The organism is Bacillus sp. JKS001846, assembly GCF_900176455.1.
Lineage (GTDB): Bacteria > Bacillota > Bacilli > Bacillales > Bacillaceae_G > Bacillus_A > Bacillus_A cereus.
In genome coordinates, this window is sequence record NZ_FWYG01000001.1 from 4,489,952 (window position 1) to 4,513,023 (window position 23,072).

Here is a 23,072-nt window from a genome sequence, read left to right on the forward strand (position 1 = left end):
AACTCTTTTTTATTTTTATTTCACATGAACGACTAATTCGTTATTTTCTACATCAACAACTACGTGACTATTGTCAGTAATTGTTCCTGCAATTAATTCTCGTGCTAATTTCGTTTCCACTTGACGCTGTACGTATCGTTTTAATGGACGAGCTCCGTACATTGGGTCGAAACCAGCTTCTACAACAAATTCTTTTGCTGCATCTGTTAATTCTACTGTAATGTGACGGTCAGCTAGACGACCTTGTAGTTCTTTTACAATTTTATCAACAATGCCTTTAATTTCATTCGTTGTAAGAGGTTTGAATAAAATAATTTCATCAACACGGTTTAAAAATTCAGGGCGGAAATGTCCTCTTAATTGTCCCATTACAAGATCTCTTGATTCCTCTTTAATCGAACCATCTTCTTCTAATCCATCTAGTAAATGAGCAGATCCAATATTTGAAGTCATAATAATAACTGTATTTTTAAAGTCCACTGTACGACCTTGCGAATCTGTAATGCGCCCATCATCTAACATTTGTAATAAAATGTTGAATACTTCTGGATGTGCTTTTTCAATTTCATCTAATAAAACAACGGAATATGGTTTACGTCTTACCGCTTCTGTTAATTGACCACCTTCCTCATATCCTACATATCCAGGAGGTGCACCAATTAAGCGTGACACTGCGTGTTTCTCCATATACTCAGACATGTCAATGCGAATCATTTGCTCTTCACTATCGAATAAAGACTGCGCTAACGTTTTTGCAAGTTCTGTTTTACCAACACCTGTTGGTCCTAAGAAGATGAAAGAACCAATCGGGCGGTTCGGATCTTTAATACCAGCGCGAGCACGAAGAACTGCGTCTGACACTAAGCTTACTGCTTCCTCTTGTCCGATGACACGCTCTGATAAGATTTGCTCTAAGCGTAATAATTTCTCGCGTTCACCTTCCACGAGTTTCGCAACAGGAATACCCGTCCAGCGTGAAACAATATCTGCAATTTCTTCTTCACTTACTTCCTCACGTAATAAACGATTTTCTTGTTTATTATGCGCGCCCATTTCTTCCGCTTCTTTTAACTCTTTTTCAATTGCTGGAATTTTCCCGTGACGAAGTTCGGCTGCTTTATTTAAATCGTAATTACCTTCTGCTTCTTCTAATTCACGACGCAGACGTTCTAAATGTTCACGTAAGTCACGAACTTTGTGAATGTCTTCTTTTTCTTTCTCCCACTTTGCTCTCATACCACTTGCAACTTCTTTTAAATCCGATAATTCACGTTGCAATGTTTTTAGACGCTCTTGGCTACCACGATCCGTTTCTTTTCCAAGAGCCGCTTCTTCAATTTCCAGCTGCATAATGCGGCGCGTTACTTCATCTAATTCTGTTGGCATAGAATCGATTTCTGTACGAATTGTTGCACACGCTTCATCAACAAGGTCAATTGCTTTATCAGGTAAGAATCGATCTGAAATATATCGATCTGATAAAACTGACGCTGCTACAATCGCACGGTCATGAATATTTACACCGTGATAAATTTCAAAGCGTTCTTTTAATCCACGTAAAATTGAAATTGTATCTTCAACAGTTGGTTCTTCTGCTAATACTTGTTGGAAACGTCTTTCTAGCGCTGGATCTTTCTCAATATATTTGCGATATTCATCGAGCGTCGTCGCCCCGATACAATGCAGTTCACCACGCGCAAGCATCGGTTTTAACATATTTCCTGCATCCATGGCTCCTTCTGTTTTACCAGCTCCAACTATTGTATGAAGTTCATCAATGAATAATAAAATGCGTCCTTCACTCTTTTTAATTTCATTTAATACAGCTTGCAGACGCTCTTCGAACTCACCACGGAATTTCGCACCAGCTACGAGTGCACTCATATCTAACGCAAAAATCGTTCTATCTTTCAATCCTTCAGGTACATCCTTTTTCACAATACGCTGGGCTAGCCCTTCAACGATTGCTGTTTTACCAACACCTGGCTCCCCAATTAAAACCGGATTGTTTTTCGTTTTACGTGAAAGAATACGGATTACACGTCGTATTTCACTATCACGGCCGATTACAGGATCGATTTTCCCTGCTCTCACTTCCGCCACTAAATCACGACCATATTTTTCTAACGCTTCATAAGTTGCTTCTGGATTTTGACTCGTCACTCTTTGATTCCCCCGAACTGTCATTAAAGACTGTAATAAGTTATCTTTCGTAATATGCAATCTTGTAAATAATTGATTTATATCGCCTTTTTCTTCAGAAAAAGCAAGCAACACATGTTCTACTGAAATGTAATCATCCTGCAGTTTTTCTGCTTCTTTCCCTGCTCTTACAAGCAGTTGTTGCAGAGCGCTCGTTACATACAATTTTCCAACTTCTGCACCGCTCCCCGTTACAGAAGGTTTCTTTTTAATTAAACTTTCAGCACCTTGCTTTAATGCTTCTATATCAACATTCATTTTTTGAAATATACGTACTGCTAATCCATCTTGCTCTTCTAATAATGCAAGTAATAGATGAACAGTATCCACCTCTTGGTGATGATGAGATACCGCTAAAGATTGGGCACTCATAATCGCCTCTTGTGTTTTTGTTGTCATTTGATTTAAGTCCATCTTTACAGCCCTCCAAAAGTTTGACTTTCTTTGACCTTTGATTTGATTATACGCCAACTGACTTTTTTATACAATAATTTTGCCTATGTATTTTCAAACTTATTATTTGAAAAAGAAAAAGAGAGCATTCATTATACTGCTAAAAAATACGGTAAATGAAATTACAATGTGTAACGACAAAAAAGCCGCAATAATGATTGCGGCTTCTGTTACGGTTTTCTTTTATATGTCCACTGGCGGTTATGATTCGTGTTATCCGGAAACTTTTCACCGGCAGTTAATTTCACCATTTGCGGATCTTTCACCATACTTCCCGTTTCACCAATTTCTACGTAAATGCCATCATTCGGCGCTTTTTGTCCAGAACGAAACCTGCGATTTTGTCCCATCTTCATTCTCCTTCCATGACGTCTTGCCTCATTAGTATATCCATTTTAAAAGAAAGCTTTTCTGTCATGTTTAGGAAACAGTACTACATCTCATTCTTGTACATATATATGAATGACACAAGCGTAAGCAGGGATTTCTTTCCTACTTGTAGAAAAAAAAAGAAACCAACCTACTCTAGGCTAGTTTCAAAGGAGAGTCAAACATATACGAGAAGATTACATGTTCATTATATGCCTCACCACACGAGCAATGTAACCCTTTTCACAATTTGTACATAATGAAAGAAACATTGTTTGAACTTTCTAAAAAGATGTTGACTTTTCTTAATTTCCAACGATAAATAGTAGACACCACAGCACTTTGAGACGTAAGATGGATATATAGTGAAATTTCCATCTATGGTGATTTCACCGAGCCTAACCTCTTATTTCTGCATATTAAAAACGGAAATACAGATAGATACAAAAAAATTATTATAAGAGGTGAAATTATGAACAAACAACATTTAATCGCATTAGACTTAGACGGCACTTTATTAACAGACAACAAAATAATTTCCACTCGAACGAAACATACAATTGCAAAAGCAAAGGAACAGGGACATATTGTTGTTATTTCAACAGGACGTCCATTCCGTGCTAGTTACGATTACTATAAAGAACTTGATCTTAACACACCTATCGTAAACTTTAACGGCGCTTACGTACATCATCCTCTTGATTCAAACTGGGGAACACATCACTCTCCTCTTGAGCTAGCAACAGCGCAAGAAATTGTCCGAGCTTGCTTTGATTTTGGCGTAAAAAATATATACGCGGAAGTAATGGACGATGTGTATGTTCGTGAAATTGATGAAGATAAAAAACATATTTTCGAATTCGGCTCTCCTAAGATTTTTACCGGAGACTTATTAAATATTTTAAACGATCATCCAACTTGCTTATTAATTGACGCACATGACGAGCATTCTACTGCAATTCGTCAACATTTAACGGATATGCATGCGGAAGTAATCGACCATAGAAAATGGGGCGCACCTTGGCCGATTATTGAAATTGTGAAAAGCGGATTAAATAAAGCAGTTGGATTACAAAAAATTTCTAGTCATTACAACATTCCACAAGAGCGCATTATCGCTTTCGGTGATGAAGATAATGATTTTGAAATGATTGAATTTGCTGGTCATGGCATCGCAATGGGAAATGCCATCCCTGAATTAAAATCACTCGCAAACCATACGACGTTAACGAACGAAGAAGATGGTATTGCTTTATATTTAGAAGAGGTTCTTGGGTTGTAATCTAAAAATTCCCTACTTATAGTTTCCTGCCAAATGTCCATACTATAAGTAGACGCATGAGACATTGCGTCGATTGTTTTCAGCTAAATAAAGGGGGTTTTTCGAATGGGTAAAAAGAACAAATCAAAACGTTTTATCCAACAAGGAGCCGATGCTGTTATGAAGCATGATGCAAGATTCCCGTACAGAGGTACATTAGCTGAGGCAGAAAAAGCAAGAAGTAACTCTTCTTTTGGAGGGGTTTAAATGGGGAACTTACTATTCCAACAAGCTAGAGATGCTGTTGAAAATGCCGTATCTTGTTCAAGCGGTACTGAGCAACAAGATCTCGTGTATAGAGCAAAAAATGCTTTGCAATCCGCTTACGCAAACTCTTCAACTGCTGAAAAAGTTCAGCTCCGTGAAATGCAAGAGCAATTGCAAAACATTACGAATTTACATTAAAAAAGAGGACCAACTTTGGTCCTCTTTAATCTTTCCGAAACAATCCGAACACCCCAACTGTTTGCAGTATATTTGTAAATGCACCTGGGTCCACTTGTCTAATAATCCTCTCTAATTCGTATAACTCGTAACGGGTAATAACCATCATTAACATTTCTTTATTTTCATTCGTATAAGCACCTGTTGCTGGTATCGTTGTAATCCCTCTTACTAATCGCGAGTGAATCGCCTTTCTTACGTCTGCCCCATTCTTCGTAACAATTAATGCTGTAATCTTTACATGACGAGTATGAATTGCATCAATAATTCTCGTTGATACATATAAAGTCACTAGCGTATACAACGCTTTTTCCCATCCATATACATAGCCAGCAGCGATAATGATAATTGCATTAAAAAAGAAAAAGTATGTACCGACAGGCTTATCTTTTATTTTTGATAAAATCATGGCGATAATATCTAATCCACCTGTAGAAGCACCCCACTTTAAAGCAATCCCTACTCCAATTGCCGAAATAATCCCGCCAAAAATCGCATTTAATATGATATCATTCGAAACCGCTCTAACAGGGATGATTTCTAGAAACAGAGTCATAAATATAACACAAAGAAAACTAAAAAAGGTGAAGGCCTTTCCAACCTTTTTCCACGCTAAAATAACGACAGGAATATTAAATAAGCTAAACAATACTCCCGTAGATATGTGAATCGATAAAAAATCACCTAATATTTGTGATAATAATTGAGACAATCCAGCAAAGCCGCTCGCATACACTTTTGCTGGCGTTAAAAATAAATTCATCCCAATCGCGTTTAATAAACCTGCGATGATTACAACGATTAACTTCTTTATAAGTTCAGTATAATTCAACTTCAAATCCATTTCGAATCCACCTTTACCCTTCATAAATGCACCGCTATACATAGTCTTTACGAAAAAGGAAATGATAAACGTACAACGTTTAGAAATGGAGTTGATACATATGCCACATACGAGTGATAACGACAAAAAAGCACGCGATAATAACGCAAAACGCACACAAAAAAATGAGCAAGAGCAAAAAAATATTCAGCAAGGTAAACGTGCATACTCTAAAAAGACCGATCACCTTTGATTCCATCGTACATCAACAATTATGTTGATGTACTTTTTTACATTTTAAAGGAAAAAAACATTAAAAATTCACTTCATGTTCACTTCTATATTCTACAATAGCGATAACATATTCGGATGAGGTGTTGGCATGAGAGGGAAACATATTTTCATTATTACTGCACTAATAAGTATATTGATGTTATCTGCTTGCGGACAAAAAAACGGCTCAGCTACAGTCGCTACAGCAACAGACTCGACCATTACAAAGGATAACTTCGAAAAACAATTGAAAGATCGTTACGGAAAAGACATGCTATACGAAATGATGGCACAAGACGTCATCACAAAAAAATATAAAGTATCTGATGAAGAGGTAAATAAAGAAGTAGAAAAAGTAAAAAAACAATATGGAGATCAATTCAAAAAAGTATTAGAAAATAATGGTTTAAAAGATGAAGAGGATTTCAAAAATCAAATTAAGTTCAAACTTGCTATGAATGAAGCGATTAAGAAAAGCATTACAGAGAAAGACGTAAAAGACCACTATAAGCCAGAAATTAAAGCGAGTCACATTTTAGTAAGTGACGAAAATGAAGCGAAAGAAATAAAGAGTAAACTAGATGCTGGTGCTTCATTTGAAGAATTAGCAAAACAAGAATCACAAGATCTACTATCAAAAGATAAAGGCGGAGACCTTGGATACTTCAATTCAGGTACAATGGCTCCTGAATTCGAAAGGGCTGCCTACAAACTAAATGTTGGACAAATTAGCAATCCCGTAAAATCATCAAACGGTTATCACGTTATTAAATTAACTGATAAAAAAGATTTAAAACCTTACGATGAGGTAAAAAACTCTATTCGCAAAAACTTAGAGGAAGAACGTACTGCTGATCCTGTATTCAGCAAAAAATTGTTACAAGAGGAATTAAAAAAGGCAAATATTAAAATAAATGATAGTGATTTGAAAGATACATTTACTCTTGTTTCTCCGCAAGGAAATTAAAAAAGCACAACCTTATTTTTTTAAATAAGGTTGTGCTTTTTAATCTTTCATCAATATTTCCAACTTTTTCTTCAAGCTTTTGTAATGCCAATTGATGTGATCTAATTCTATCTCCACTTCAATTAGCGCATCTATTAATTCTTCTTTAGACTGTTGTGAGTTCATAATATTTTCAAGTAATTGTTCGAATCTTTCAGTGCTCTCATATATATCATGTAAATCAACTGCTGCTATTTCGTGTTCTTTTTCAAGGGATAATACCGAGAGACTCTTTATCAATTGTTCCAGTACATTATCTTGCATTTTCGTACCTCTCTTTCAATATCTCATCATCATAAGAAATTATAAGATATACTGCGTTATAAAATTTCATATACACACCTTTTCGTCAAAGCGTATTACCCACACTTATTTTTGTTTAATAACTCAGATATCTAATCCCGGATAGCCCCTAAATATTAGGGCATTCATTCAAGCCCATTGCTAATTATCATACTTCCAATTATCCATAAAGTTTCTATTTCACGGATGCTCTCTAGTTTCTTTATACTCATCAATAATATATCCTGAATAAGCAGTAGCCTGCCTCTCATATCCAATTCTCGTTAGTCTTATATCATTAATCCATTGAAAATAATGTGTTAGTTCATGCGCAATAGTAAACAAATATCCTCCCAAAGCGTCATCTTTCCCTCTTTTCTCTAGCTCATCGTAATAATCTCCTGTCGAAATACGAATATACGGCTCATCATTTCGATCAAATGGTTCAAAGAAAGTACCATAGACCAACTCACCATCCATCGCCTTTATTTTATATGAAGATTTTACATAAATAGGTACTCTAATTGGAAAAAAATATTCTCGGCGTATCCATTTACAAAACTCTTTAATAGCTCTTCTCACTTCAGGATCAACATCTTTATCGAATTTTACTCGTAGTCCCATGCGATGACTCTTCTCTTCTAGATTATAATATTTCCGCCAATTTGTTAGTATCCAAATATGCATATAATCATCCTAATTATTTTATATTTTTAATACTGTCAGCGTTGTAAAAATTCAAAACACAGTGTAAAAGCTATCACAATTTTATACATAAAATGAAACTTTAATCAGTGATGATCTTACTGCCCGGCAAATAGCAGGATAGGCAGTACAAACACTGCGATAAATCTCTTATATTCTTTTAGCCTTTTTAATGAATCACATAAGAAATACTACAATCAAAATCTCACTTAAAAAACTACATAATAATTAACCATATATTTTTAAAACTTTATAACATACCTCTTCTATAACTTTAGTTTCCATCCTGCCTACTTCTTTCACAATATCTACCTTATAGAGCGAATACATTATTAAAAATAAAAAGAACTATCCCTTCTCTTAAAAATGGTATTATCCCCTATAGGTAGACAGTAAAAAAAGAGTCCATCTGATATGATGGACTCAATACTGTTTTATCTGGAGGGGATTTTTTTATGGCAAGAAAAGGACAATCATTTCAAAAATATACAGAAGAACTAAAGCGAGAAGCAGTTCGTCTTCGATTAGAAGAGAGAAAATCATTGCGAGAAATTCGTGAACAACTCGGTGTGAAGAGCGATGCCCAGATTATTGAGTGGGTAAAACGTGCGCAACAAGGGGAGTCCTTTGATGATCAACGTGGTGTCTGGAATCGAAAGAATTTTAATAGTCTAGAAGAAGAAAATGCTTATTTGAAGGCACAGGTTGAGTATTTAAAAAAGCGCAATCCAAATCTACACGGGAAGGAATGGTCCTAAAGAAAGAACGATTTTCTCTTATCGATTCATTACGCCAAGCCTATCCACTCCGATGGTTGCTTCAAATCGCGGAAGTTTCTAAGGCTGGCTACTATAAATGGCGGAAATATCATAACGTGCAGCGTTTACGTCAGAAAAGGGATATGTGGCATAAAGAACATATTTTATCTATTCATCGTCAGCACCCTTACTATGGGTATAAACGTATGACTCGTGCTTTGGCTCGAGAAGGAATGGTAATGAATCATAAACGTGTTCGTCGTCTTATGAGAGAGCTGGGTATTCAATCTATCATTCGAAAAAAACGTCCGTTTTATGGAAGAAAAACATCTGTGGTATTTAAAAATCATTTGAATCGAGAGTTTCAAGCTGAAAAGCAAAATCAAAAATTCGTAACAGATATTACTTATGTACGAATCGGAGAACAATTTGCCTATTTGTCAGCTGTGTTAGATTTATACAACAATGAAATTGTTGCCTGGAAGCTATCTTCAAGAAATGATTTAGATTTGGTTTTAACTACATTACGTCAATTAGAAGGGAAGTCATTAACTACTAAGCCCCTTTTCCATTCAGATCAAGGGTTTCAATATACATCTAAATCCTACGCAAAACAGTTAGAGAAATTAGGATTTGTCGGTAGTCATTCTAGACGTGGAAACTGTTTTGATAATGCGTGTATCGAATCATTCTTCTCACATTTAAAAACAGAGAAGTTGTATTTAGTGTGCCCAAAAACATATGAAATCGCCTACCGAGCAATTCAAGAATATATTCAGTTTTATAATACAGAAAGATTCCAAGAAAAACTTCACGGCCTTTCCCCGATAGAATATCGGGAAAAGGCCGTGGCATAATACTCTTTTTATTTCTGTCTACTTGACAGGGAGATGACCAAAATTCAGAGAAAGAATAGTTCTTTTTTCATCCACCTTATTTCTTAAAGTACGTCCAACCTTCTTCTTGGTAAACCTTTTCTTCTTTCATCAACTTACCAAGTGCGCGCTTAAATGCAGCTTTACTCATGTTAAAGCGTTCTTTAATATCTTCTGGATGGCTCTTATCCCAAAACGGCATTGCTCCGCCTCGTTCTTCCATATATGCATAAATTACTGCAGCATCATCTTCCATTCCTTCTTCTTTACGAGGAAGAAGTGAAATGTTAATTGTACCGTCATCTTTTACGTCAATAATACGGCCCGTTACACGCTGACCGATGCGGACTTGTTCTTTTCTTTCTGTATGGTGTAGGAAAGCACGGAAATGCTCATCCGTTAGTATGAATGAACCAACTTGAAGTGAACGATATACACGTCCGTTTACGTTTTTATTACGCATAGATGGCGTTGCATCTACGATAATTTCTTGCATATCACTGTCTCTTGCCGGAAGAGCAATTAAACGATCACGATTCGTTAATTTTAACGTACAATATAATTCGTCGCCTACTTCTGGCCATACCGGCATATAAATCGGGAACTCATCAGCTGGAATTAGTATATCTTTTGACACACCAATATCAACAAACACACCTAAACTAGGAATAACTTCTACAACCTTTACCCAGTTCCAATCATAAGTTGTAATAATTGGTTCCTTCATTGTTGCTGAAATACGATTTTGGTGATCAAGGTATAAGAATACATCAATCGTATCGCCTTCTTCAATTTCTCCAGCCACTTCGTTTTTATGTAGGAAAATTTCTTCTTCTTCATTCCCAACCATATATCCGATTTCCGTTTCGCGTAAAACAGTTACCTGTTCAATCGATCCTATTTGCAAATACATATTTTTTAATTCCCTTCTATATATATAAAATTATCTTTTTTATCATTCCAAACAAAAGTTAATTATAACATGATTTTTCCTATATTTGTCCAACTGCCCAAAATTCACTATAATAAAATGAGGTTACATGAATATAAGTACGAAAACACTTAAGTCTAGACTCGTTTTCAGCTATACTTTAGTATGTACAGTACATAAAAAGATTAGAAATTTATTTGGAGGTGCTAACTATGGCAAAAGATAGTTCTTTTGACATCGTTTCGAAAGTAGAATTACCTGAAGTAACAAACGCAATTAATATCGCATTAAAAGAAATCCAAAACCGATATGACTTTAAAGGAAGTAAAAGTGATATTAAATTAGAAAAAGAAGTACTTGTTTTAACTTCTGATGACGAGTTTAAATTAGAGCAAGTAAAAGACGTTCTTATCTCTAAACTTGTAAAACGTAACGTTCCAATTAAGAACTTAGATTACGGAAAAGTTGAAGCTGCAACTGGCAACACTGTTCGCCAACGCGCAACACTTCAACAAGGTATCGATAAAGATAACGCGAAAAAAATTAACAACATCATTAAAGAAATGAAATTAAAAGTAAAAACACAAGTACAAGATGATCAAGTACGTGTTACAGCAAAAAGCCGTGATGACTTACAAGCAGTAATCGCAGCTGTTCGTAGCGCTGATTTACCAATCGACGTACAGTTCATTAACTACCGCTAAAAAGAAAACTCCTCTTAATTAGAGGAGTTTTCTTTTTTGTCTTGTAGAGACAATATTACGAGAACAAACTATAGAAAAAAGTATATGCGGTGAAAATCGCTAAGTGAACAGGGTCTAACCATACGCATACTTTACAAGTGACCGTATGATTAAACTAGGCCTTATTGTAGAATTTGTTTTATACATGTATTTAGCAGACCTTATTGAAAATAAGAAAAAGACACCTCAAGACGTTTCCCCCTTCGATTTGAATTACTTTTCTTAGTAACTACACCCTAGACCAAAGTCATCTTAAAAATCGCTGTAACTCATAATTCCTCCCCCCGCCAAAACGTAACAATTTATGAGTATAAGAATATTTCCCAACCTTTAATGTATTGTAAAATTAATAAGGAACTTAAAAAATGTTAATTAAAAAAGAGTTAGAAGTGGTTATATGAAGAAATTAATACTATGGTTTTTATTGGCCACATTCTCCCTAAATACTGTAGGATGTTCTAATAATGCGAATTCACTAACGGATAAGTCTAACTGTATCAACAAAGCTTGGTACAAAAAAACTATGTCATGTAATCATTTAAAAAACATTAAATAGTTAATGATAAAAGTCATAAAAAAAGACACCTCAAAGCGCCTTCCTCCGACTTGAACCATCTTAATTTTAATTATATTTGGATGGAGTTAAAAAGAAGCATAAATGGTTAATAAAGATGCAGACTTCAAAATAAAAAGTACACTAAGTAAACTCTTATTCAAAAATTTATATTAAACACTAATATTTTAGAAGAAAGTTTATAAGTTTAGAACCTACAGGGATTTTCCCTGTAGGTTCTATTATATTTCAAGTAATCCCCAAATGAATTATGAGTGGCTTTTTTCATTTTGGTTTTCAAAATATTTTTCTTTAACCATTTTTATCAGATTTTCTTTTTCTGTTAGTTCAAATATAAATAATGCTTTTTTCATGTTATTTGCAATATCTTCTTCATTCTGTTGTTTAAATCTCAATAAATTCCATCCCTTTAAATAGTAAAGTTCACCTAATAAGTATAAAGTATTTAGATTAATAGCTAATTTGACTTTGTGAACATATTCCATGACATAATTCGGATTGTGATATATTTTTTTTAATTCTAAGCTCTTTAATGGTAATACCCAAATCGTAAAATTCCATTTTCCACCTACTATTTAGCACTGTATTAGTATAAGAGTATTCTCTAACTTTTAATGTAATGTAAAATCAATATAGTTACAATTATTGATTGCTTCAAAGATTCTTCCCTATCGGTGCTAACACAAAAAACAGGTTAGGAAGAACATCCCCTTCCTAACCTGGCCCTCCTCTCACTAGGGACGTTTTCATTCTCACATCGTTTCTCTTAAGAAATTTCATATCAACAGAATAAATACTATCGCGCCACCGAACAAACTTACATATACAATAAGAAGACATGAACATAGAGCCAGCAACTTCTCATCTACGTTTCCTTTTAACTGCAATTAAAAACGCAATAAATAATACATTCACACCAACGATTAAGGAGATAAATAACCAATTCACACCTGTTTCTCCGTTAACTTTATACACGTTTGATTCTTCACGCTTTAAAACGAGATAAAATTTTCCGTTTCCCTCTCTTATAATTTCATCCTGCAACAATCCTCTTAACTCTTGTTTTTCACCAATTGCACTTGCAGGTAAGGAGACTTTTTGTGTTTCTTTCGTATTATTAATTGCTACTAAAGTTACTTCATCTTTATATTTTCGTTTTAGTATGCTCATCCCGCTCTTATCATACAGAAGCTCAAACGTACCGCGTCGTAAAGACGGTCTCGCCTGCCTAAGTTCACCTAGTTTTGTTATGTGCTGCATAAATTTTTCGTCTGACTTAAAATCCATTAATCGTCTATTATCGGGTACACTTCCTCCATCTAATGCAATTTCAGTTCCGTAATAAAAATTCGGAATTCCAGGTGATGTTAACAAATAAGTAAGCGCCAGTTTTAAACGTGATGGCGGATAATACATATTTTCTTTTGCAATACGCGCATATCTTTTTGTTTCTTGATCATCTAAAAACGTAACAAATTCTCCTTCTTTTTTACTCACATCGTATAACGATTTCACCGATACATCTGCTTTAGAAAACGATTCTACTATTTTTTCGTTGTATTCACCATCCTCCTTTGTCATAATACGAAAATCTTTCTTTATCACTTGCATATCTTTTTGCGCGTTATCCCAAAAGGAACGCGGCTTTTTTTCACTATGTATAACATAGCTTCCGTCTAAATCAACTTCTTTTATCCACCATTTCATTGCGTCAATTACCTGTCGTTCGTTTTCTCCAAGTGGAAATTGAAATACAACTTTCATTCCTTTTGCATGAGCTTCTTTTACAAGTTCTTTCACATCATTGTCTGTCCCGAAATGTTCATTTACCTTTTTAAAATTTCGCACGTCTAATCCATCGTACTTTCCACTTTCAAAAAGCGGCGAAAGCATAACGGTAGTAAAACCCATTTCTTTTATGTAATCCAACCTTTTTATAATTCCTCTTATATCCCCGCCTTGATACCCTTCTAAATTACCAACTTCTAACTGCTTGTCATTTTTCGGTTCTCCATTATTGAAGCGATCAATCATAATGGAGTATATAACTTCATCTCGCCACTCTCTTTTTTCGTCTGCAAAAGTATGTATTGGTACAAACAAAACAACAGCTAAGCAAAAACAAATGAATAGTTTCCTAGTCCGTATTTTTCCCACACGCATCCCCCAAGTTCTATAATTGTAAGAATATTATACCAATTTTCTGAATGAAGCGCATATGTCGATTTTAATCCTCACAAAATAATTCATGTTAGGTTTTATTACATCATATATATAATCTTCTGAATTTTTAGTTGATTTTCGGTTTAATTTCGAATATGATATGAAACATAACAAATATATGTTATTTCTTCTAACATTACAGGAGGAGAGATCATGGATATGGGAGATACAGTTTTTATGTTTATGGCGACAGTAATGGTCATGTTGATGACACCAGGATTGGCACTTTTTTATGGAGGTATGGTTCGCAGTAAAAATGTACTCAGTACAACGATGCATAGTTATAGTGCAATGGCTATCGTTTCGATTCAATGGATTGTTATCGGCTATTCTTTATCATTCGGACCAGATTGGCACGGGCTTATCGGTACACTTGATTGGTTCGGTCTAAACGGAGTTACCTACGCACCAAATCCAGACTACTCATCTACTATTCCTCACAATTTATTCATGATGTTTCAACTCATGTTCGCCATTTTAACTCCAGCTTTAATTTCAGGTGCATTTGCTGAAAGAATGCGATTTTCTGCCTTTCTTATTTTTATCCTTCTATGGACAACAATCGTTTACAATCCTGTCGCTCATTGGGTATGGGGCGTCGGTGGGTGGCTAAGGGAACTTGGCGCCCTAGACTTCGCTGGCGGAAACGTCGTTCACATCACTTCCGGAGTTGCTGGTCTTGTATTAGCTATTTTCCTTGGAAAACGAAAAAACATAAATGGTTCTTCTCCTCACCATTTGCCATTTACAATGTTAGGCGCAGGTTTATTATGGTTTGGCTGGTTCGGCTTTAACGTCGGCAGCGCATTATCCTTAAACGACGTAGCGTTAACTGCATTTATTAATACAAATATAGCCGCCGCTGCCTCGGCTCTAACTTGGATGCTTTCTGAATGGTTCTTCCAATCAAAACCGACCGCAATGGGAGCTGCTTGCGGAGTTGTTTCTGGTCTAGTCGCTATTACACCAGCTTGCGGGTTCGTTACACCTTTCTCCGCCCTTCTTATCGGAGCAATTGGTGGTATATTATGCTTTGGCGCCGTTTTCTTCTTAAAAACAAAATTCGGGTATGACGATACACTTGATGCCTTTGGATGCCACGGCATCGGAGGAACTTGGGGCGGTATTGCAACAGGACTATTTGCAACTACTGCCGTAAACGGGGATGGTGCGAACGGATTGTTTTACGGAAACGCCGCGTTACTGTTTAAACAACTTGTAGCAATCGGGGCAACCTATGCCTTTACAATCATAATGACGTACACCATTATTAAAGTTATTAGCTTTTTCCTCCCCGTTCGAGTAGATGAGCACGAGGAACACATGGGACTTGATATTTCGATGCATGGTGAGAAAGCTTATGAGTATGTAGAAGAATCGGCAAATTAAAACGAAAAAGGTGTACTCCGTTCTAACACGGGGTACACCTTTTTCGTATATTCATAACGATACAATTATCTCAAACTATTGGTATATAAATATCCTTATCTATCTATTCATATAAACATCTTACCTTTTCATTAGTGCATTTAAAACGAGTTGTACTGCAACCGCATCATCTAAATAGCCGATTGGAAATATATAATCCGGAATTACATCGACCGATAATATAAAGTAGATCAGCGCACTTCCCATTAAAGCAAGTTCTGCAGTCGTTCCCTTCTTCTTCGTAAATCTTTCATACAATTCTTTTAAATCATTAATAAACGGGCCAATACTGCTTACCTTTTGAATCTTTTCAAGAAACCCCTTTTCAATCGTTTCTTTGCCTTCTTCTGTTTGCGAATATTGTTCATAATTCGTTAATTGCTGCTCTACATTCGATATACTAAACTTTTGATCATAGAGCTGTGCGGATTCAAGTAAATGTTCAATGTTATTAATGGAAACATGAATATCCGATTGCTCCTCCTGTTTCGTTTCAATAGAATAGCCTGCTGCCACAAACAAATCACCAACTGGAACACCAAGACTCTCCGCGAACTTTTGCAAATGCTTCGGATTTGCCTTTCGCTTACCATTTACAATCATTGAAATAGTAGCCGTATCAATTTCAGTAAGCAAACTAAGCTTTCGCATCGATAAAGACTTTTCCTTAAGTAACTTTTTCAACAACAATCCAAGATTACTTTTTTCATTATCTTGAGACATATCTCATTCCCCTTTATTCACGAGAATAACCATAGTTATTATAAGAAAAACAACTATAATCTCTATACAATTCATATTAACAAATTTTTTCGACTATTTACAAGATAGAAGTCCTTTATATGTTTACATTTTGTAAACAAAAAAGCTATCTTAAAAAATTAAGATAGCTTTTCAACTCATTTTAACCATTTCCGTAATAATAAAAATACACTACCACAAATTATGTAAGAACTCACGAATGTGACAATTGCTATAAAAAATGAATGATGCATAGAAAAGGTCAGTACCATTAATAAGAAAGATACGAAGATTAAATCCAATAAAATAAAATACCCCGAACTTAAAACACTTTCTACTAATTGTAACTCCGATTCTAATTCCGAATATTTCAGTCTTTTATACAGTAATCTCACTTTCACTCACCTTCTATGAATTAATCAAAAAATGCAGCAAAGGCAATAACTAATAATAATGTTCCACTAATCAATGTACCAAACTGACCTAAAGTGAATTTACCGATGCGAACGTGAGCTATCTTTCTTCCCAACACAACTCCGCCCCATACTGTAATAAAACTACCAACTGCAGCTGCAATACAAATAGCAATTGGATTCAAACCGAACAAACCCGCTCCTAATCCATTTGTGAGCGCATTAGCAGATAAACCAATCCCAAGAAAAATAGACTCCACAAAACCGATTTCCCCAGATTTACCGATATTTTTCGTTAAGCCATTTATTTCAGTGTCCCCCACTTCTCCTTCAATCTCTTGCACCGAAACCTTCCGAGGAATTGCTAGTAAGATGATTCGGAGACCGATTATAACTAATAAGAACGAACCGATTACAACCGGCATTATCCCAGGTAAAATTTTTGATAGCCATAAGCCAAAATATATTCCTACTACACTAAATAAAAAGCAAATTACCGAAATAATAAAATTTGATAGATGACTAATTTTTATATTTCGAATGCCATAAGAAATCCCTACCCCTAAGTTGTCAATACTTGATGAAAACGTTAGCGCTAATACCATCATCCATGCTGCCATTTCGTTCACCCCTTCGTATTGTTGAACATCCCGGAAACTAACGTGACATACATAGCATGGAATATGAATATAGGGAGAAAATAACTCCCTATATTCCTTCCACTTAACAGCTCTGTTTAAAAACGGGGTAGAGTGAACCACTTCATTATATTCATGCGATTCACTTTTCCTTTTTCACGAACGGATTGAAAGATATCTCCCGTAAAAGATCCCATTTTAGTAGCAATCTCTTTTTGCATCGCCTTATTTTCAGATGCCGCTTTTACACTCAAGTCTAGCGCCTGTTCAAAATGTACTAACGCTTTTTCTAAATGGTAATCCACATCTTGTTCAACAGCTTTATGCGTCATTTCTTACTTCCTCCTTTTCCTCAACCTTTGCAGCTGCTTCAATTATCTCTTGTTCATTAGAATGTTCTTCTTCAACATAAGAAAGTTCTTTCTCGAATTGTTTTTGCATTCTATCCATTTTCGCTTCTACAATAATATCTTCCACTTCTTCTTTAATCGTTCCAAAAGTAGACTTCACACCTTTTGCACCTGATTCAACAAGTGGACGGAGTGTATTTCTTACAACAGGTAATAAAGCGGCACTTGCTAACGCTAAAGTAGATCCAATAACAATTTTTCGTATCATTTTCATTACTCCTTTACACTGTTTTTAATAATGCTAGTTCATTAACTACCAACTTTTTCGAGTCATCATTCTTATATGAGATTAATTTAATAATAGGTTTTGAAATTTGAGATACTGTACCAGCTACAAAAAGAACAGGTACCCATTGCATAAATGTTAATGGAGCGGTATGGAATATACGAGCAAATGGCGGAACATATATAGCTGATAATAATACAAGCCAAGACGTTCCTAACGCCGTCACAAAGAAACGATCTTTTGACCAATCACGCATCGTTTCGTCCGATCCTTCTTGTCTCCAAGAGAATGTTTGAATAAGTTGACCTGCAACTAATGCTGCAAATGCTGATGTTTGCGCTACCGCAAGAGGCACGCCAGCCGCTAAGCTCATACCGAATAAAGCAAGTGACCCTGCTCCAAGCAGTATTCCTCGCGTTACAACTTTTTTGTACAACTCTTTATCAACAATGTCTTGACGTTTCGTTTGCTTCGTTTTGTTTCCAGGATTTACAGCTAAAATCATCGCTGGTAAAGCATCTGTAATAAGATTCATTAATAAAATTTGAATTGGTACTAACGGAATCGGCATTCCCGCAATAACTGCCGCACTTGTCACTAATACTTCAGCTAAATTTCCCGTCAATAAACATCCAACCGCTTTACGAATATTACCAATAATCGTTCTACCTTCTTTTACCCCTTCCACAATGGAACCGAAATGATCTTTTTTCAATATAAGATCGGCAGCTTCTTTCGTTACTTCTGTTCCTGTTTGCCCCATCGCAATACCAATGTTCGCTTTCTTTATAGCAGGTGTATCATTTACACCATCCCCAGTCATCGCTACAATTTGACAGTCCGCTTGGTATGCAGCTACTATACGTAACTTATGTGCCGGTGTTACGCGAGCAAAAACAGAAGTATTTTTTACAATTTCTTTTAATTGTTCATCTGTTACATTGTCGATTTCTACCCCTGTCAAAACACGATCATCACGATTCCAAATACCGGTCTGCTTCGCAATAGAAATTGCCGTAGTCGGATGATCCCCAGTAATCATGACAGGTTTTACACCAAGTTCAATCGCTTCACGAATACTCTCTTCCACTTCAGGTTTTGGCGGATCAATCATACCAACTAACCCAACAAAAATAAGGTCATTATTCTCAACATTACTATACGCAAAACCTAATACACGTAATGCCTGTTCTGCAAAACCTTCATTTTGTTGTAAAATGACCTCTTTTTCTTTATCACATAACGGATAGATTTCACCGTTATGTTGATACCATTTACATCTAGTAAGGATCGCCTCTACAGATCCTTTCGAAAACTTATACAATGATTCATTTTCCTTACAAACGACACTCATAATTTTCGTCTCAGAATCGAACGGTTCTTCATGATGTCGTTCAAATGATGCCATATCCTTATATGAAACACCCGCTTTAGAAGCAAAACTTAATAAAGCCCCTTCAGTTGGGTCACCTTTCACAATCCACTGATCGTCTTCATGTTCTAACTTACTATTATTACAAAGAACACTAATTTGCAGAACGCGAACAAAATCTGGATGTTCTAACGGCGTTTTTTCACTTTCATGATAAGTCGCTTCTTCTACTTCCATCTCTACAGCAGCTGCGACTTTAGACGACGTTACATCCGATATTGTACCAACTGGTTCATATCCATCACCCGATACACTCCACATACGATTTGGTGTGGCAATGACTTTAACTGTCATTTCATTCTTCGTAAGAGTACCTGTTTTATCAGAACAAATAACAGTTGTTCTACCTAACGTTTCTAAACTAGAAAGCTTCCGAACAAGTGCATTTTGCTTTTGCATACGAAAGATTCCTGCACTTAAAGCGATTGTAATCATAATCGGTAAACCTTCTGGCACAGCAGATGCTGTAAGAGCAACTGATGTTGTAATCATTTGCGTAATCGGTAAACCGCGTAGCAATCCTGCTACAAGCACAATACCGCCAGCCACAAATGCTCCTTTAATAAAGGTTTTACTAATAGACGTCACCTTTTGCTGTAGTGGTGTAGGCTCTGTTTCTTCCCCCTTCATTAAGGAAATCATATAGCCCATCTCTGTACTCATCCCGGTTTCCACTACTATAGCTCTCGCCTTGCCGCGCGTTACGGATGTGCCCATAAAGAGCATATTATTCTGCTCCGCTAACGAACATTCTTCCCCTACCGCATCCACTTTCTTTTCAACTGGTAGAGACTCACCCGTTAGCATCGCTTCATTAACTTCTAAATTCCAAGAGTCTATAATACGAAGATCCGCAGGTACGCGGTCTCCAGCTTGAAGGCAGACAACATCACCTGGGACGAGCTCACTACTTGCTACCTCTATCTCTTCCCCTTCACGGGTTACTATACAATTTGGCGCACGGAATTGATTTAAAGCTTCTACTACTTTTTCTGCTTTTCGCTCTTGAAGGGTTCCAATTACCGCATTGACGACGAGAATTGTCCCCATCGCTAATCCATCAAACACCCCACCTGATAATACAGATAATCCAGCTGCTCCAAGTAAAATAAGCGATGTAAACTCTTTAAATTGCCCCATAAATGAAACAATCCAAGGAACAGACTGCTTCGGTTCAATTCTATTCATTCCATACTTTTCTTGTCGCATTTGCACTTCTCGAGCGCTTAGCCCTTGCTGTTTCTCCACTTGTAAATCTTTTATTACATCTTCTTGCGAGAGTGCATACCATTTTGTAGAAGTTTCTCTAGCTACCGAGTGGTTCATATTCAGTAACTTTTTATTAGAAAAAATCTTCTCACTTACTCGCTTCGCTCTAGATAAAAACGTTAAAGATAGAGCATTTGCCATTAAAGCGATAATAGGTGCCGTGAATATAGACCAAACAGCCAGCATCTCCCCGGCAATATTCCATATTTTCGCTACTCGAAAATGTTCTTTCACTAATAAATCGATTTGTTTCGCATAGGCGATTGACTGAAATATATTTTTCATTTCATAATAAGATACAGACGGAAATTCAATATTATCCTCACAAACAAATAATACTTCTTCCCCATCCGAACGAATACGCTCCACACGCTCTACAACATCACTATGTTGCCAACTTGCATCAATACCGTGCTGCGAAAGAACACTATGATTTACATGTAAACTATTTTGCAAAACTGCAAACTTCCACTGATTTTCACCTAATTCTTTCATTATTTCTGTGAATTCAGGTGTAATCGTCATTTTCGATCCAACTAACAATCCTACACATTTTTTACCTTTAGCAACGAACTGAACGTTAAATCCTTCTTTGCCAAGTCCTTTCGCTTCTAACTCATAAGCACTTATATCTACACCATTTCGCTGCACAAATACTTTACTCCCGATAAAGGATGGAATGCCTTGTATGTCACCTTTTATCCCTTCGTCATCAACTTCGATTTCAAAAGCTTTCCTTAACGTTCTTCCTGTTTGCTTCGCTCGTTGCACAACTTCCTCTTTCCAATCATGCCCACTTTTCTCCAGCAGTGAGGCTGCCGTGCACCAAACTTGCCCTTCATCTTCTGAAATGCAGCTAATCTCCGCTTCTTCATGACAGAATATACGCGATATATCGTCAAATACGATTGTTCTCGTTCGGGACAGTTGAGATAACGATCCTTCATTTGGAATAAGATATCCTCTTTCCCTCGCAACGAGATCTCCTTGTCGCCATGCATACTCAGCAGACGAAACTGCAGGTTTCGGATTCGCAGCTAATAAAACCGCCATTCCGCGTAGTGGATTTCTCGTAAAGGCCCATGTTGCTCCCCCAAAAAGCATGCCCCATTTCGATTGCTTTTCACTGTATGCTTTAATCTCCGGGGATAAAATTCTTTCTTTATACGAATCTTTCTCTTCATTTATGTTCGCTTGACTACGCTTCCAATTTAAATAATTTAATAGACTAAGTCCCGCTAGTACGACGATATTTTCCCGCGCTAGTGCGAGTGCAAGCGTTCCTATGCCAAGCACTAGATCAGAATTCACTTTTTTGCTAGCAACCATTTTTTTGAATCCTCGTTTTAAAAACGGGTATCCCGTCAAAACAGATAAAGCCCCCGACAAGTAAAAAAGCCCTGGACTTCTAGCTAAAGCTGATCTTCCCATAAATAGTTGCTTTATACCGAACGCACCTAATCCAGCGACAGAAAGCGCTAGTGGCAATGGAACACCTTCACCTTTTTTCTCGTAAGAAATTACACTAGATGAAGAATCTTCTGCTTTCTTCGTTTCTTCAATATTGTTAAAGTTAGTATTCTTTGTAGTTTGTTCTTCTAGGAGTTTAATTATTTCACAAACGGTATGTAGAGAGGTCTTGTTGATATCGTAAGTAATCAGGGCTCTTCCTGTAGAGATAGAGGGACTCACTTGATAAATACCTTCCACGTCACGAAAACGTTCTACTATCAAGTTCGCCATGTCCAAGTTGTATTTTAGTTTATATATTTCAATTCGAATTCTTCCAGGTAACGATCGTATAAATCTCGTTTTTAATAATTTACTCTGCATCATCATCCTCCTTATCCTTGTAAAGGAAGTAAAATCACTTACTATCTAAGGAGTAACAGGTATGCTTTCGTAATCTACACTCTGCTCAGAATGATATGCATTTACACGAGACGCCCATTTTTCCTGGAATTTAGAAATAGTTGTCGGTACAGCTTCTACTGCTCCAATAATTGGCGATACTGTTTTTACTGCCACTTTACGTGCCGCTTCTTTTACTTTCGGTAAAGCTTCTTCCATTTCTGAACTAGCATTTTGAATTTGTTCTTTTGCACCGAGAAAAGCAGATACTGTTTTTACCGCTAGCTTTCTTAGCCCCTTTCTCGCTTTTGGTGACGCTAATATAACCGCTGCTACTCCAACCGCTATACCGATTGGTGATTTCATAAATTGAAACATGTACATTTCTCCTCACTTAATTTTTTCGAATTTGTAAAATGAATCAATCTTATCCTACCAAGTAAACATGTAATTCATTTCATCACATCCTTTTTTTGTAAAAAGTATATATAGAGTATATATTTACGTTTGTATTATTTCAACAATTTATTAGTTTTTTGTAAATTTTATGTTAATTCAAAAAATATTTTTGTAAACACTCCTATTCCTATGCAATTAAACAGGTAATATATTCCATGTTTTATTACTCAATTGTTGAAATTATATTGAGAATTTATTTTGTTTTTTCGCAAATCACAAACTA

Annotated in this window: 22 protein-coding genes and 1 pseudogene; 8 read left to right on the forward strand and 15 right to left on the reverse strand. The window is 36.1% G+C overall.

Features of this window, described 5'->3' with window-relative positions:
- Window positions 1-15: 15 nt before the first annotated feature.
- Together clpB and B9A45_RS23980 are read right to left on the reverse strand one after the other, a co-directional pair.
- Window positions 16-2,616 carry an ATP-dependent chaperone ClpB gene (clpB, locus tag B9A45_RS23975; protein WP_000365401.1) on the reverse strand — a complete coding sequence of 867 codons (2,601 nt, stop codon included), beginning with the start codon at window positions 2,614-2,616 and terminating at the stop codon, window positions 16-18.
- Window positions 2,617-2,825: 209 nt separating this feature from the next.
- Window positions 2,826-3,005: a YjzC family protein gene (locus B9A45_RS23980; protein WP_000531421.1), complete on the reverse strand. Its 180-nt coding sequence runs from the start codon at window positions 3,003-3,005 to the stop codon at window positions 2,826-2,828.
- Between the two features lie 491 nt (window positions 3,006-3,496).
- Between B9A45_RS23980 and B9A45_RS23990 the strand changes: the two genes are divergently transcribed.
- From B9A45_RS23990 to B9A45_RS24000, 3 genes are all read left to right on the forward strand, one after another.
- On the forward strand, window positions 3,497-4,306 hold the full coding sequence (locus tag B9A45_RS23990; protein WP_001041232.1) for a Cof-type HAD-IIB family hydrolase: 810 nt from the start codon (window positions 3,497-3,499) through the stop codon (window positions 4,304-4,306).
- A 105-nt stretch (window positions 4,307-4,411) separates the two neighbouring features.
- Window positions 4,412-4,552 (forward strand): hypothetical protein, encoded by a 141-nt coding sequence (locus B9A45_RS23995; RefSeq protein WP_000516816.1) that lies wholly within the window; start codon window positions 4,412-4,414, stop codon window positions 4,550-4,552.
- Window positions 4,553-4,750 (forward strand): DUF3813 domain-containing protein, encoded by a 198-nt coding sequence (locus B9A45_RS24000; protein WP_000527407.1) that lies wholly within the window; start codon window positions 4,553-4,555, stop codon window positions 4,748-4,750.
- A 25-nt stretch (window positions 4,751-4,775) separates the two neighbouring features.
- On the opposite strand, the gene B9A45_RS24005 is transcribed toward B9A45_RS24000, so the two are convergent.
- Window positions 4,776-5,633 carry a YitT family protein gene (locus tag B9A45_RS24005; protein ID WP_000364432.1) on the reverse strand — a complete coding sequence of 286 codons (858 nt, stop codon included), beginning with the start codon at window positions 5,631-5,633 and terminating at the stop codon, window positions 4,776-4,778.
- Window positions 5,634-5,733: 100 nt separating this feature from the next.
- Here B9A45_RS24005 and B9A45_RS24010 point away from each other — a divergent pair, with 100 nt between their 5' ends.
- Together B9A45_RS24010 and prsA are read left to right on the forward strand one after the other, a co-directional pair.
- A complete protein-coding gene (locus B9A45_RS24010) occupies window positions 5,734-5,865 on the forward strand; it encodes a DUF3941 domain-containing protein (protein WP_001120851.1) in 132 nt (43 codons plus the stop codon).
- Between the two features lie 129 nt (window positions 5,866-5,994).
- Window positions 5,995-6,852: a peptidylprolyl isomerase PrsA gene (prsA, locus tag B9A45_RS24015; protein ID WP_001214215.1), complete on the forward strand. Its 858-nt coding sequence runs from the start codon at window positions 5,995-5,997 to the stop codon at window positions 6,850-6,852.
- A gap of 39 nt (window positions 6,853-6,891) precedes the next feature.
- On the opposite strand, the gene B9A45_RS24020 is transcribed toward prsA, so the two are convergent.
- A complete protein-coding gene (locus tag B9A45_RS24020; protein ID WP_001153798.1) occupies window positions 6,892-7,155 on the reverse strand; it encodes a hypothetical protein in 264 nt (87 codons plus the stop codon).
- A gap of 219 nt (window positions 7,156-7,374) precedes the next feature.
- Window positions 7,375-7,860 (reverse strand): hypothetical protein, encoded by a 486-nt coding sequence (locus tag B9A45_RS24025; RefSeq protein WP_000548429.1) that lies wholly within the window; start codon window positions 7,858-7,860, stop codon window positions 7,375-7,377.
- Window positions 7,861-8,333: 473 nt separating this feature from the next.
- On the opposite strand from B9A45_RS24025, the gene B9A45_RS24030 reads away from it, so the two are divergent.
- A protein-coding gene (locus B9A45_RS24030; RefSeq protein ID WP_142263085.1) for an IS3-like element ISBth8 family transposase occupies window positions 8,334-9,493 on the forward strand; the annotation gives its coding sequence in 2 pieces (ribosomal slippage) (window positions 8,334-8,592 and window positions 8,592-9,493; 1,161 coding nt in all).
- A gap of 76 nt (window positions 9,494-9,569) precedes the next feature.
- Here the strand turns inward: B9A45_RS24030 and B9A45_RS24035 are convergent.
- Window positions 9,570-10,424: a CvfB family protein gene (locus tag B9A45_RS24035; RefSeq protein WP_000281260.1), complete on the reverse strand. Its 855-nt coding sequence runs from the start codon at window positions 10,422-10,424 to the stop codon at window positions 9,570-9,572.
- Between the two features lie 230 nt (window positions 10,425-10,654).
- On the opposite strand from B9A45_RS24035, the gene B9A45_RS24040 reads away from it, so the two are divergent.
- Window positions 10,655-11,146: a YajQ family cyclic di-GMP-binding protein gene (locus B9A45_RS24040; RefSeq protein WP_001040149.1), complete on the forward strand. Its 492-nt coding sequence runs from the start codon at window positions 10,655-10,657 to the stop codon at window positions 11,144-11,146.
- Window positions 11,147-12,007: 861 nt separating this feature from the next.
- Here B9A45_RS24040 and B9A45_RS24045 read toward each other — a convergent pair.
- Window positions 12,008-12,238, reverse strand: a pseudogene (locus tag B9A45_RS24045) (hypothetical protein); the annotation flags it as partial.
- A 382-nt stretch (window positions 12,239-12,620) separates the two neighbouring features.
- Window positions 12,621-13,922 (reverse strand): alpha-amylase family glycosyl hydrolase, encoded by a 1,302-nt coding sequence (locus B9A45_RS24050; protein WP_044129256.1) that lies wholly within the window; start codon window positions 13,920-13,922, stop codon window positions 12,621-12,623.
- 213 nt (window positions 13,923-14,135) lie between these two features.
- Between B9A45_RS24050 and B9A45_RS24055 the strand changes: the two genes are divergently transcribed.
- A complete protein-coding gene (locus tag B9A45_RS24055) occupies window positions 14,136-15,371 on the forward strand; it encodes an ammonium transporter (protein WP_000367127.1) in 1,236 nt (411 codons plus the stop codon).
- Between the two features lie 120 nt (window positions 15,372-15,491).
- Here the strand turns inward: B9A45_RS24055 and B9A45_RS24060 are convergent, their stop codons facing one another.
- The 7 genes from B9A45_RS24060 to B9A45_RS24090 form a co-directional block, all read right to left on the reverse strand.
- A complete protein-coding gene (locus B9A45_RS24060; protein WP_000076219.1) occupies window positions 15,492-16,133 on the reverse strand; it encodes a DUF1232 domain-containing protein in 642 nt (213 codons plus the stop codon).
- A gap of 176 nt (window positions 16,134-16,309) precedes the next feature.
- Window positions 16,310-16,546, reverse strand: a complete 237-nt coding sequence (locus B9A45_RS24065) for a hypothetical protein (RefSeq protein WP_001238640.1) — start codon at window positions 16,544-16,546, stop codon at window positions 16,310-16,312.
- Window positions 16,547-16,566: 20 nt separating this feature from the next.
- Entirely contained in the window at window positions 16,567-17,247 is a 681-nt protein-coding gene (gene ytaF, locus B9A45_RS24070) for a sporulation membrane protein YtaF (protein WP_228161142.1), read from the reverse strand.
- A gap of 53 nt (window positions 17,248-17,300) precedes the next feature.
- Window positions 17,301-17,534 (reverse strand): hypothetical protein, encoded by a 234-nt coding sequence (locus B9A45_RS24075; RefSeq protein WP_000148974.1) that lies wholly within the window; start codon window positions 17,532-17,534, stop codon window positions 17,301-17,303.
- The gene (locus tag B9A45_RS24080; protein WP_084065214.1) at window positions 17,524-17,820 is read right to left on the reverse strand and encodes a hypothetical protein; all 297 of its coding nucleotides are present in this window, start codon (window positions 17,818-17,820) and stop codon (window positions 17,524-17,526) included. The genes B9A45_RS24075 and B9A45_RS24080 overlap by 11 nt, the downstream gene beginning before the upstream one ends.
- A gap of 13 nt (window positions 17,821-17,833) precedes the next feature.
- Window positions 17,834-22,372, reverse strand: coding sequence for a cation-translocating P-type ATPase (locus B9A45_RS24085; RefSeq protein WP_084065217.1), 4,539 nt, complete (start codon window positions 22,370-22,372; stop codon window positions 17,834-17,836).
- A 45-nt stretch (window positions 22,373-22,417) separates the two neighbouring features.
- The gene (locus tag B9A45_RS24090; protein WP_000486133.1) at window positions 22,418-22,768 is read right to left on the reverse strand and encodes a YtxH domain-containing protein; all 351 of its coding nucleotides are present in this window, start codon (window positions 22,766-22,768) and stop codon (window positions 22,418-22,420) included.
- Window positions 22,769-23,072: the final 304 nt, after the last annotated feature.